11 protein-coding genes are annotated in these 11,542 nt (G+C 62.5%); 7 read left to right on the top strand and 4 right to left on the bottom strand.

Annotated features, from left to right (window positions below; translation table 11 throughout):
• Nucleotides 1-2 precede the first annotated feature (2 nt).
• Both ABMD26_RS17435 and dcd read right to left on the bottom strand, forming a co-directional pair.
• Nucleotides 3-206, bottom strand: coding sequence for a hypothetical protein (locus ABMD26_RS17435; protein ID WP_122743695.1), 204 nt, complete (start codon nt 204-206; stop codon nt 3-5).
• A gap of 97 nt (nt 207-303) precedes the next feature.
• On the bottom strand, nt 304-870 hold the full coding sequence (gene dcd, locus ABMD26_RS17430) for a dCTP deaminase (RefSeq protein ID WP_043185284.1): 567 nt from the start codon (nt 868-870) through the stop codon (nt 304-306).
• 324 nt (nt 871-1,194) lie between these two features.
• Here dcd and ABMD26_RS17425 point away from each other — a divergent pair, with 324 nt between their 5' ends.
• Entirely contained in the window at nt 1,195-1,404 is a 210-nt protein-coding gene (locus ABMD26_RS17425; protein WP_354310938.1) for a cold-shock protein, read from the top strand.
• A gap of 126 nt (nt 1,405-1,530) precedes the next feature.
• Here the strand turns inward: ABMD26_RS17425 and apbC are convergent, their stop codons facing one another.
• Entirely contained in the window at nt 1,531-2,625 is a 1,095-nt protein-coding gene (apbC, locus tag ABMD26_RS17420) for an iron-sulfur cluster carrier protein ApbC (RefSeq protein ID WP_134723376.1), read from the bottom strand.
• Nucleotides 2,626-2,827: 202 nt separating this feature from the next.
• Here apbC and rapA point away from each other — a divergent pair, with 202 nt between their 5' ends.
• A complete protein-coding gene (rapA, locus tag ABMD26_RS17415; protein WP_134723377.1) occupies nt 2,828-5,674 on the top strand; it encodes an RNA polymerase-associated protein RapA in 2,847 nt (948 codons plus the stop codon).
• A gap of 177 nt (nt 5,675-5,851) precedes the next feature.
• Here rapA and ABMD26_RS17410 read toward each other — a convergent pair whose 3' ends face one another.
• Nucleotides 5,852-6,157, bottom strand: a complete 306-nt coding sequence (locus ABMD26_RS17410) for a DUF2288 domain-containing protein (protein ID WP_134723378.1) — start codon at nt 6,155-6,157, stop codon at nt 5,852-5,854.
• 370 nt (nt 6,158-6,527) lie between these two features.
• Between ABMD26_RS17410 and ABMD26_RS17405 the strand changes: the two genes are divergently transcribed.
• The 5 genes from ABMD26_RS17405 to ABMD26_RS17385 all read left to right on the top strand — a co-directional run bounded on the left by ABMD26_RS17405 (nt 6,528) and on the right by ABMD26_RS17385 (nt 11,491).
• Nucleotides 6,528-7,643: a branched-chain amino acid ABC transporter substrate-binding protein gene (locus ABMD26_RS17405; RefSeq protein WP_049862195.1), complete on the top strand. Its 1,116-nt coding sequence runs from the start codon at nt 6,528-6,530 to the stop codon at nt 7,641-7,643.
• Between the two features lie 208 nt (nt 7,644-7,851).
• On the top strand, nt 7,852-8,775 hold the full coding sequence (livH, locus tag ABMD26_RS17400) for a high-affinity branched-chain amino acid ABC transporter permease LivH (RefSeq protein WP_049862196.1): 924 nt from the start codon (nt 7,852-7,854) through the stop codon (nt 8,773-8,775).
• Entirely contained in the window at nt 8,772-10,025 is a 1,254-nt protein-coding gene (locus tag ABMD26_RS17395) for a high-affinity branched-chain amino acid ABC transporter permease LivM (RefSeq protein WP_049862197.1), read from the top strand. Before livH ends, ABMD26_RS17395 begins: the two co-directional genes overlap by 4 nt.
• Nucleotides 10,022-10,789: a high-affinity branched-chain amino acid ABC transporter ATP-binding protein LivG gene (gene livG, locus ABMD26_RS17390; RefSeq protein ID WP_049862198.1), complete on the top strand. Its 768-nt coding sequence runs from the start codon at nt 10,022-10,024 to the stop codon at nt 10,787-10,789. Before ABMD26_RS17395 ends, livG begins: the two co-directional genes overlap by 4 nt.
• Complete coding sequence (locus ABMD26_RS17385; RefSeq protein WP_049862199.1) at nt 10,790-11,491, top strand: ABC transporter ATP-binding protein; 702 nt, start codon at nt 10,790-10,792, stop codon at nt 11,489-11,491. It begins immediately after the preceding gene.
• Nucleotides 11,492-11,542 lie beyond the last annotated feature (51 nt).

Raw genomic sequence — 11,542 nt, 5'->3', positions numbered from 1 at the left:
GATCAGGCCACAGGCGCGGGCGGTGGCTCGTCGGGGACGGTCGGGCTGCCGGGTTCGGTCGGCTGCGGGGTATCAGGATCGGGTTGGCCGGGTACTCCACCAGCCATGTGGCCGTAAGAGTCGGCCAGAAGCGACCAGGCAAGTATGCCAATCTGGTTGGGTTGCAGCTGAGCCAGTTGAGCACTGATAGTCGGGTCGATTTTCATAGACACTCCTGAGCGATGGCCCGGCCTACGGTAAGCAAGCCGGGGAGTTCACTCATATGGAGTGGGAAATGGGCAACTAGTTCGCCTACCGCCGGTTTCAGGTACGCGGCAGGGTGACGCCGCGCTGACCTTGATACTTGCCACCGCGGTCCTTGTAGGAGACTTCGCACTCCTCGTCGGACTCCAGGAACAGCATCTGCGCCACCCCTTCGTTCGCATAGATCTTGGCCGGCAGCGTCGTGGTATTGGAGAACTCCAGAGTCACGTGCCCTTCCCATTCCGGCTCCAGCGGCGTGACGTTGACGATGATGCCGCAACGCGCGTAGGTGCTCTTGCCCAGGCAGATGGTCAGCACGTTGCGCGGGATGCGGAAGTACTCGACGGTGCGCGCCAGGGCGAAGGAGTTCGGCGGAATGATGCAGACGTCGCTTTTGATGTCGACGAAGCTCTTCTCGTCGAAATTCTTGGGGTCGACAGTGGCCGAATTGATGTTGGTGAACACCTTGAATTCGTCGGCGCAGCGCACGTCGTAGCCGTAGCTGGACACCCCGAAGGAAATCACGCGATCGGCGCCCTCGCCGCGCACCTGGCGTTCGACGTAGGGTTCGATCATGCCGTGTTCTTGCGCCATGCGGCGAATCCACTTGTCCGATTTGATGCTCATGGCGGGTGTCCTGAATAGCGAGGTGAATAGAATCCGAGCGGCATCTTAACGGGCCTCGCGCCAGGGTTCAAAGACTGCCTCGCTCAATGCCCGACCAACCTGCCACAGGCCGACGCGAGGCCGCCGATCAACATTTGCAAGAAACCCTCAAAAGACCATTGGCACGTTCCCGAAAAAGGGTTAAGGTGGCGTCACTGTGTTGCTTGTGTCACTGAGAATCTCTACCCGATGTCCAACATCTTCATGAATTTTCCTGCTCTTTGCACTCAGTCTCGGCCAGGGCTCTTCCCGAACCGCAGTTAACTTTGTCCAAGGAGATACACCATGTCCAATCGCCAAAACGGTACCGTCAAGTGGTTCAACGATGAAAAAGGCTTCGGCTTCATCACTCCACAATCCGGTGACGACCTGTTCGTACACTTCAAAGCCATCCAGGCTGACGGCTTCAAAAGCCTGAAAGAAGGCCAGCAGGTCTCTTTCATCGCTACCCGCGGTCAGAAAGGCATGCAAGCTGAAGAAGTTCAAGTTGTCTAACTTGAGCTGAAAAGCTTCTAAAAGACCCCGCCCTCACCGGCGGGGTTTTTTTATGCCCGCGATTCGTCGGCTTTCCGCAAAAGCGGCGAGCGCACCCCAGTGCACCCGCCGCCCACTCAACGGCAATCAGTCGTCAGTCATGGTAATGCTGGGCATCGCCGGTGCATTGGCTTCCTGCAGGACGATCCGCGCGCCGACATGCCGGGCCAGTTCCTGATAGACCATGGCAATCTGGCTTTCCGGCTCGGCCGCTGCGGTCGGTTTGCCGCCGTCGGCCTGCTCGCGAATCAGCATCGACAGCGGCAACGACGCCAGCAGCTCGACCCCGTATTGCGACGCCAGCTTCTCGCCCCCGCCTTCGCCGAACAGGTGCTCGGCATGGCCGCAGTTGGAGCAGATGTGCACGGCCATGTTCTCGACCACGCCGAGTACCGGGATGTGCACCTTGCGGAACATCTCCACACCTTTGCGCGCATCCAGCAAGGCCAGGTCCTGGGGCGTGGTGACGATCACTGCACCCGCCACCGGCACCTTCTGCGCCAGGGTCAGCTGGATGTCGCCGGTGCCGGGCGGCATGTCGATGACCAGGTAATCGAGGTCGTCCCAGGCGGTCTGGGTGACCAGTTGCAACAGCGCCCCGGAGACCATCGGGCCACGCCAGACCATGGGCGTGTTGTCATCGGTGAGGAAGGCCATCGACATCACTTCCACGCCATGGGCCTGGATGGGCACGAACCATTTCTGATCCTTGACCTTGGGCCGTGTGCCCTCGGCGATGCCGAACATCACGCCCTGGCTGGGGCCATAGATGTCGGCGTCGAGAATCCCCACCCGGGCGCCTTCGCGGGCCAGGGCCAGGGCCAGGTTGGCCGCCGTGGTCGACTTGCCGACCCCGCCCTTGCCCGACGCCACGGCCACCACGTTCTTGACGTTGGCCAGGCCGGGAATCTGCGCCTGCGCCTTGTGCGCCTGGACCACGCAATCGATCTGCACGCGGGCACGGTCCACGCCGGCGATGTTTTCGACGGCGGTCTGCAACACCTGGGCCCAGCCGTTCTTGAACAGGCCGGCGGCGTACCCCAGTTGCAGGCGCACCTGCACCTGCCCGCCGTCGATATCGATGGCCTGCACACAGCCGGCGCTGACCGGGTCCTGGTTCAGGTAAGGGTCGGTGTACTGGCGAAGGACGGCTTCCACCGCTGCGCGATTCACGGTGCTCATGGCTACTCCCGATCAAAGACTGAGCAAAACAGGCGGCTATCCTAACGCGTCTGCCCAGGCACCGGCAGATTGGATTTGCGCGCGCGCCGGCAGGCCGTCCACGGCATCGGTGCGCGGCGCCCAGATTATTCAGCATACCTTTGGCCCTGCGCCCCCCAATCCGTTAGAATCAGCGCCTTTTCAAAAGCGGGAGACAGGCAGCATGGCGCAGCAGTATCAACCGGGGCAACGCTGGATCAGCGACAGCGAAGCGGAACTCGGCCTGGGCACCGTCCTGGCCCAGGACGGTCGCTTGCTCACCGTGCTCTACCCGGCCACCGGCGAAACCCGCCAGTACGCATTGCGCAATGCCCCATTGACGCGCGTGCGCTTTTCCCCAGGCGACGTGATCACCCACTTTGAAGGTTGGAAACTGACCGTACGCGAAGTCGACGACGCCGACGGCCTGCTGGTCTACCACGGCCTGAATGCGCAGAACGAGCAATGCACGCTGCCTGAAACCCAGCTGTCCAACTTCATCCAGTTCCGCCTGGCCAGCGACCGCCTGTTCGCCGGGCAGATCGATCCGCTGCCCTGGTTCTCGCTGCGCTACAACACGCTGGAACACACCAGCAAGCAGTTGCAGTCCTCGCTGTGGGGCCTGGGTGGCGTGCGTGCGCAACCCATCGCGCACCAGTTGCACATCGCTCGCGAAGTGGCCGACCGGATCGCCCCGCGCGTACTGCTGGCCGACGAAGTGGGCCTGGGCAAGACCATCGAAGCCGGCCTGGTGATTCACCGCCAGCTGCTGTCTGGCCGCGCCAGCCGCGTGCTGATCCTGGTGCCGGAAAACCTCCAGCACCAATGGCTGGTGGAGATGCGTCGACGCTTCAACCTGCAGGTGGCGCTGTTCGATGCCGAGCGCTTCATTGAAAGCGATGCCAGCAACCCGTTCGAAGATGCGCAACTGGCGCTGGTCTCGCTGGAATGGCTGACCGAAGACGAGAAGGCCCAGGATGCGCTGTTCGCCGCCGGCTGGGATCTGCTGGTGGTCGACGAGGCGCATCACCTGGTCTGGCACGAGGAAAAGGCCAGCCCGCAGTACTCCCTGGTCGAGCAGTTGGCCGAGGTCATTCCCGGGGTGCTGCTGCTCACCGCTACCCCCGAGCAATTGGGCCAGGACAGCCATTTCGCCCGCCTGCGCCTGCTTGATCCGAACCGTTTCCACGACCTGGCAGCCTTCCGCGCCGAAAGCGAGAACTACCGCCCGGTCGCCGAGGCCGTGCAGGAGCTGCTGGACAAGGGTCGCCTGTCGACCACCGCGCAACAGACCATCCACGGCCTGCTTGGCGCCGATGGCGACACCCTGGTCGCGGCGGTCAACGCCGGCGACGAGGAAGCCGGCCCGCGCCTGATCCGTGAACTGCTCGACCGCCACGGCACCGGGCGCGTGCTGTTCCGCAACACCCGTGCGGCAGTGCAGGGCTTTCCCGAGCGCAAGCTGCACCCCTACCCGCTGCCGAGCCCGGACCAATACCTGGAACTGCCTCTGGGCGAACACGCCGACCTGTACCCGGAAGTCAGCTTCCAGGCCCAGGCCGAGGACGCTGAAGCCGAGCGCTGGTGGCGTTTCGATCCACGGGTTGCATGGCTGATCGACACCCTCAAGATGCTCAAGCGCACCAAGGTGCTGGTCATCTGCGCCCATGCCGAAACCGCGATGGACCTGGAAGACGCCCTGCGCGTGCGCTCCGGCACTCTGGCCACGGTCTTCCACGAAGGCATGAGCATCCTGGAGCGTGACCGTGCGGCGGCCTACTTCGCCGACGAGGAATTCGGCGCACAGGTCCTGATCTGCTCGGAAATCGGCAGCGAGGGGCGCAACTTCCAGTTCGCCCACCACCTGGTGCTGTTCGACCTGCCTGCGCACCCCGACCTGCTGGAGCAGCGCATCGGTCGTCTCGACCGGATTGGCCAGAAGCACATCATCGAGCTGCACGTGCCGTACCTGGAAAACAGCCCGCAGGAACGTCTGTTCCAGTGGTACCACGGCGCGCTCAATGCCTTCCTCAACACCTGTCCGACCGGCAACGCGCTGCAGCATCAATTCGGTCCGCGTTTGCTGCCGATGCTGGAAAACGCCGACGACGGTGAATGGCAAGCGTTGATCGACGAAGCCCGTGGCTGTCGCGAAGCGCTGGAAAGCGAGCTGCACACCGGGCGTGACCGGCTGCTGGAGCTCAACTCCGGCGGCGACGGCGAAGGTCAGGCGCTGGTGGCGGCGATCGAGGAGCAGGACGACCAATTCGCCCTGCCGATCTACATGGAAACCCTCTTCGACGCCTTCGGCATCGACAGCGAGGACCACTCCGACAACGCGCTCATCCTGCGCCCCAGCGAAAAGATGCTCGATGCCAGCTTCCCGCTGGGCGACGACGAAGGCGTGACCATCACCTACGACCGCGAGCAGGCGCTGTCGCGTGAAGACATGCAGTTCATCACCTGGGAACACCCCATGGTGCAGGGCGGCATGGACCTGGTGCTGGCGGGTTCGATGGGCAACACCGCGGTGGCGCTGATCAAGAACAAGGCGCTCAAGCCTGGCACCGTGCTGCTGGAGCTGCTCTACGTGAGCGAAGTGGTGGCACCGCGCTCGCTGCAGTTGGGCCGTTACCTGCCGCCCGCTGCCCTGCGCTGCCTGCTCGACACCAATGGCAACGACCTGGCGTCGCGCGTGTCGTTCGAAACCCTCAACGACCAGCTCGAAAGCGTGCCCAAGGCCAGCGCCAACAAGTTCATCCAGGCCCAGCGCGATGTGCTGGCACCGCGTATCACTGCCGGTGAAAGCAAGATCGCGCCACGCCATGCCGAACGCGTGGCCCAGGCACAACATCGCCTGGCCGCCGAGACGGATGAAGAACTGGCACGCCTGACCGCTCTGCAGGCAGTCAATCCAACCGTGCGTGACAGTGAACTGGTCGCCCTGCGCAAGCAGCGTGAGGAAGGCCTGGCGATGCTCGAGAAGGCCGCCCTGCGCCTGGAAGCGATCCGGGTTCTGGTAGCAGGCTGATCCATCACTTGCCCCGCAGGCCCAAGCCTGCGGGGCAAGGCGTTACGGTTTCACCCCACCTGTTACTGAGCGTGTCGCCCGCTCACTCTCACGCCCTGCGCTTGTCTCGCCATCGGATGCAGCGCTGAACAGCCCCCGCCGATAATGATTCAGCGCCGCACCAGTGCGGTGCAGCTTTTACTGCGATGCCCTTTCCTGGATCACCACCCAGGGCGAAACCACCACCGCCCATAGCGTCGGATCGCGCTCGCCGAAATCCAGAGCCCGCGGCGCAGACAGCTTCTCGACCTGCCCATCGGCCAGCCACTGAGCTACCAACGCGTGCGCGTCTTCCGCCAACGCTTGCGCCACCGTGATCAGATCCAGCGCAGGATCGACCCACAACAGGGCACCCTTGGCGAAAAAGGGTTGCAGCGCCTGCCATTCGATAATTGCAGTCTCGCCCAGCAGCTTGGCATAGAGGGTGCTAGCGTTTTCAGTCATGGGTTTTACCGTCAGGAAAAAAATCGCCGCCATGATAGCCGTCCGAATCACCTGGAAAAACCCGGTTGCAATATACAGCTTCGAGTTTTGCCCTTGTAATCGGGGCGTTCTGGCGCTGTCACCCGCCGAAATGTACTCGAATCTGTAACTTTATGTCGATTTAGCGACAACCGATCTATTTCGCTGCAAACGCCAGCTTTCCAACGGATAAAGCGGCGCTCTACACTGTACCGGTACAGTTGTCGGGTGCAGATTCGGATGTCGTCTGCCATGTCTCGCCGAGGGGGTAAAGCGGTGGGGATGGCCAAGATTCGGTCCGTCGCCTGTTCGGCCAGGACTATAAAAAATACAACGCAAAAAGGGAGCACTAATGAATAAGCAGATTTCCAAACTGTTTGCCGCTCTGGTTCTGGCCGGCGTCGCCAGCCACTCGATGGCGGCCGACACCATCAAGATCGGTATCGCCGGTCCCAAGACCGGTCCGGTCGCTGAATACGGCGTGATGCAGTTCAACGGCGCGAAGATGGCCATCGAGCAGATCAACGCCAAAGGCGGCGTTGACGGCAAGAAACTCGAAGCGGTCGAATACGACGATGCCTGCGATCCCAAGCAAGCCGTTGCAGTCGCCAACAAGGTGGTCAACGACGGCGTCAAGTTCGTCGTCGGTCACCTGTGCTCCAGCTCCGCCCAGCCTGCATCCGACGTCTACGAAGACGAAGGCATCATCATGGTCACCCCGGCGGCCACCAGCCCCGAGCTCACCGCGCGTGGCTACAAGCTGGTCTTCCGTACCATCGGCCTGGACAGCGCCCAGGGCCCTGCCGCCGGCAACTACATCGCCGACGTGGTCAAGCCCAAGACCGTGGCCGTGATCCACGACAAGCAGCAGTACGGCGAAGGCATTGCCAGCGCGGTCAAGACCACCCTGGAAGGCAAAGGCGTCAAGGTCGCCGTGTTCGAAGGCATCAATGCCGGCGACAAGGACTTCTCCTCGCTGATCGCCAAGCTCAAGCAGGCCAATGTCGACTTCGTCTACTACGGTGGCTACCACCCGGAACTGGGCCAGATCCTGCGCCAGTCCAAGGAAAAAGGCCTGAACGCCAAGTTCATGGGCCCTGAAGGCGTGGGCAACGACTCGATTTCGCAGATCGCCGGCGAAGCCTCCGAAGGCCTGTTGGTCACCCTGCCCAAGTCGTTCGACAAGGACCCGACCAACGTCGCTCTGACCAAGGCCTTCCAGGACAAGAAACAGGATCCTAGCGGTCCGTTCGTCTACCCGTCCTACTCGGCCGTGCAAGTGATTGCCGACGGCATCACCGCCGCCAAGAGCGAAGACACCGACAAGGTGGCCGAAGCCATCCACGCCGGTACCTTCAAGACGCCAATGGGTGAATTGAGCTACGACGCCAAGGGCGACCTGAAGAACTTCCAGTTCGTGGTCTACGAGTGGCACTTCGGCAAGCCGAAGACCGAAGCCGCCCAGTAAGCCTGGCAACACCCCCACAAAGCCCACTGCACCGCAGTGGGCTTTGTTTTACGAGTGACGGGTACAGCCGGTGCAATCCACCGCCTGGCCCCCTGAAAATCTTGAAACCGTGACCAGCGGTTCACCTGCCCTGCCCGGCAACACTGCGCCAAGGAGAGCGCTCGGACATGGCCGGAGAAATGCGAACAGGTTTTTAGGAGCGCGGTAAATGCCTGAACTATTCCACTACATGCAGCAGTTGGTGAATGGCCTGACCATCGGCAGCACCTATGCATTGATCGCCATCGGCTACACGATGGTGTACGGCATCATCGGCATGATCAACTTCGCCCATGGCGAGGTGTACATGATCGGTTCGTATGTCACCTTCATTGTCCTGGCGGGCCTGGCCATGCTGGGCATCCACAGTCTTCCGATCCTGATGATCGCCGGCTTCGCCGCCGCCATCCTGGTCACCAGCGCCTATGGCTACAGCATCGAACGGGTCGCCTATCGGCCGCTGCGCAACAGCAACCGGTTGATCCCGCTGATCTCGGCGATCGGCATGTCGATCTTCCTGCAGAACTCGGTGCAGCTGTCCCAGGGCTCGGGCAACTTCGCCATTCCCAACCTGCTTCCCGGCAGCCTGACCTTCGGCCCCGGTGGCGCCGAGGAAGTGCAGATTTCCTACATGCAGATCCTGGTGTTCATGGTGACGCTGGCCGCGATGTACGGCCTGACCCTGTTCATTTCCCGCTCGCGCATGGGCCGCGCCTGTCGCGCCTGCGCCGAGGACATGAAGATGGCCAACCTGCTGGGCATCAATACCAACGCGATCATCGCCCTGACCTTCGTTATCGGCGCAGCACTGGCGGCCGTCGCAGCGGTGCTGCTGAGCATGCAGTACGGCGTGATCAACCCCAGCGCCGGCTTCCTGGTCGGGCTCAAGGCCTTCACCGCTGCGGTCCTGGGCGGCATCGGCAGCATTCCAGGTGCCATGCTCGGCGGCCTGGTGCTGGGCGTGGCCGAAGCCTTCGGCGCGGATATCTTCGGTGACCAGTACAAGGACGTCGTTTCGTTCGGCCTGCTGGTCCTGGTTCTATTGTTCCGGCCGACCGGCATCCTGGGCCGCCCGGAGGTTGAGAAAGTATGAGCAAGTCTCTTCGATCCGCGCTCTTCAGCGCGGCACTGGTGTGGGCCGTGGCCTACCCGGTACTGGGCCTGAAACTGGCCTTCTCCGGTGTCACCCTGGTCGTGCAGAACGCCAGCACCGGCACCCTGCTGATCATCGCCGGCTGTTCGGTGCTGATGTTCCTGCGGGTGCTGTTCGCCGAGCGCATCGGCGGCTTGCGCCGCGATTCGAGCCGTCCGTTGATACCGGCCAAGGCCTCGAACTTCCTGACCCTGCCCAGCACTCAGCGCTGGGCCATCCTGGCCCTGGTGGTGCTGGCGTTCATCTGGCCGTTCTTCGGCTCACGCGGCGCGGTCGACATCGCGACCCTGATCCTGATCTACGTCATGCTCGGCCTGGGGCTGAACATCGTGGTCGGTCTGGCGGGCCTGCTCGACCTGGGCTACGTCGGGTTCTACGCCGTCGGCGCCTACGGCTACGCCCTGCTCTCGCACTATTTCGGCCTGAGCTTCTGGGAATGCCTGCCACTGGCAGGCCTGCTGGCGGCCACGTTCGGCTTCCTGCTGGGCTTCCCGGTGCTGCGTCTGCGCGGTGACTACCTGGCTATCGTGACGTTGGGCTTCGGCGAAATCATCCGGATCTTCCTGCGCAACCTCACCGACATCACCGGTGGCCCGAACGGCATCAGCAACATCGAGAAACCGACGTTGTTCGGCCTGACGTTCGAACGCCGCGCCGCCGAGGGCAGCCAGACCTTCCACCAGTTCTTCGGTCTGGAATACAGCCCGATCAGCAAGGTCATCTTCCTCTACCTGATCGCTCTGCTGATGGCCCTGGCCGCGCTGTTCGTCATCAATCGCCTGTTGCGCATGCCCATTGGCCGCGCCTGGGAAGCCTTGCGCGAAGACGAGATCGCCTGCCGCGCGCTGGGCCTGAACCCGACCGTGATCAAGCTTTCCGCGTTTACCCTGGGCGCAGCCTTCGCAGGCTTTGCCGGTAGCTTCTTCGCCGCGCGCCAAGGCCTGGTTACCCCGGAGTCGTTCACCTTCATCGAGTCGGCGATCATTCTCGCCATCGTCGTGTTGGGTGGCATGGGTTCGCAACTGGGGGTGATCCTCGCCGCCATCGTGATGATCCTGCTGCCCGAGTTGATGCGTGAATTCAGCGACTACCGCATGTTGATGTTCGGCGCCCTGATGGTGCTGATGATGATCTGGCGTCCGCAAGGCTTGCTTCCGATGCAGCGTCCCCACCTGGAGCTGCGCAAATGAGCCAGAACATTCTGCAAGTCACTGACCTGAGCATGCGCTTCGGCGGCCTGCTGGCGGTCAACGGTGTGGCCCTGAGCGTGAAGGAAAAGCAGGTGGTGGCCCTGATCGGCCCCAACGGCGCCGGCAAGACCACGGTGTTCAACTGCCTGACCGGTTTCTACAAGCCCAGCGGCGGAACCATTCTGCTCGATGGCCAGCCGATCCAGGGTCTGCCAGGCCATCAGATCGCCCGCAAGGGCGTGGTGCGCACCTTCCAGAACGTACGCCTGTTCAAGGAAATGACCGCGCTGGAAAACCTGCTGATCGCTCAGCATCGGCACTTGAACACCAACTTCTTCGCCGGTCTGTTCAAGACGCCGAACTTCCGCAAGAGCGAAAGGGACGCCATGGAGTACGCCGAATACTGGCTGGAAAAGGTCAACCTCAAGGAGTTCGCCAACCGCACTGCGGGCACGCTCGCCTATGGCCAGCAACGCCGCCTGGAAATTGCCCGCTGCATGATGACGCGACCGCGCATGCTGATGCTCGACGAACCCGCTGCCGGCCTCAACCCGCGTGAAACCGATGACCTGAAGGCGCTGATCGGCGTTCTGCGTGAAGAACACAACGCCACCGTGCTGCTGATCGAGCATGACATGAAGCTGGTGATGAGCATTTCCGACCACATCGTCGTGATCAACCAGGGCACCCCCCTGGCCGATGGCACGCCCGAACAGATCCGTGACAATCCTGACGTCATCAAAGCCTACCTGGGGGAAGCGTAAATGCTGCAGTTCGAAAACGTTTCCACCTTCTACGGCAAGATCCAGGCGCTGCACGGGGTCAACGTGGAGGTTCGCCAAGGCGAGATCGTCACGCTGATCGGCGCCAACGGCGCGGGCAAATCGACCCTGCTGATGACCCTCTGCGGCGCGCCACGGGCGCACTCGGGGAGCATTCGCTACATGGGCGAAGAGCTGGTGGGCAAGGAATCGGCGGAAATCATGCGCAAGAGCATTGCCGTGGTGCCCGAGGGCCGTCGCGTGTTCGCGCGCCTGACCGTCGAGGAAAACCTGGCCATGGGCGGGTTCTTCACCGACAAGGGTGATTATCAGGAACAGATGGACAAGGTCCTGGCGTTGTTCCCGCGGCTCAAGGAACGCTTCAGCCAGCGCGGCGGCACCATGTCCGGCGGTGAACAGCAGATGCTGGCCATCGGTCGCGCGCTGATGAGCAAACCCAAGCTGCTGCTGCTCGACGAACCCTCGCTGGGCCTGGCACCGATCATCATCCAGCAGATCTTCGACATCATCGAACAGTTGCGCCGCGACGGCGTGACGGTGTTTCTGGTGGAGCAGAACGCCAACCAGGCCCTGAAGATCGCCGACCGCGCCTATGTGCTGGAAAACGGTCGTGTGGTCATGCAGGGCAGTGGCGAAGCCCTGCTGACCGACCCCAAGGTGCGCGAGGCCTATCTGGGCGGTTGAGTGGGCTGCCAGGCTCATACATGGGAGTTGCCCCCCGCTACCCGTAGGAGC

It is taken from the genome of Pseudomonas sp. PvP001 (assembly GCF_040546375.1).
In the GTDB taxonomy this organism is placed as follows: Bacteria; Pseudomonadota; Gammaproteobacteria; order Pseudomonadales; family Pseudomonadaceae; genus Aquipseudomonas; species Aquipseudomonas coleopterorum.
The sequence above is the reverse complement of the archived record's forward strand: the minus strand, read 5'-3'. Positions and strand labels throughout refer to the sequence as shown.

Coding starts and splice junctions, on each gene's coding strand:
- ABMD26_RS17435 (WP_122743695.1), bottom strand. CDS start 206: ATGAAAATCGACCCGACTATCAGTGCTCAACTGGCTCAGCTGCAACCC.
- dcd (WP_043185284.1), bottom strand. CDS start 870: ATGAGCATCAAATCGGACAAGTGGATTCGCCGCATGGCGCAAGAACAC.
- ABMD26_RS17425 (WP_354310938.1), top strand. CDS start 1,195: ATGTCCAATCGCCAAAACGGTACCGTCAAGTGGTTCAACGATGAAAAA.
- apbC (WP_134723376.1), bottom strand. CDS start 2,625: ATGAGCACCGTGAATCGCGCAGCGGTGGAAGCCGTCCTTCGCCAGTAC.
- rapA (WP_134723377.1), top strand. CDS start 2,828: ATGGCGCAGCAGTATCAACCGGGGCAACGCTGGATCAGCGACAGCGAA.
- ABMD26_RS17410 (WP_134723378.1), bottom strand. CDS start 6,157: ATGACTGAAAACGCTAGCACCCTCTATGCCAAGCTGCTGGGCGAGACT.
- ABMD26_RS17405 (WP_049862195.1), top strand. CDS start 6,528: ATGAATAAGCAGATTTCCAAACTGTTTGCCGCTCTGGTTCTGGCCGGC.
- livH (WP_049862196.1), top strand. CDS start 7,852: ATGCCTGAACTATTCCACTACATGCAGCAGTTGGTGAATGGCCTGACC.
- ABMD26_RS17395 (WP_049862197.1), top strand. CDS start 8,772: ATGAGCAAGTCTCTTCGATCCGCGCTCTTCAGCGCGGCACTGGTGTGG.
- livG (WP_049862198.1), top strand. CDS start 10,022: ATGAGCCAGAACATTCTGCAAGTCACTGACCTGAGCATGCGCTTCGGC.
- ABMD26_RS17385 (WP_049862199.1), top strand. CDS start 10,790: ATGCTGCAGTTCGAAAACGTTTCCACCTTCTACGGCAAGATCCAGGCG.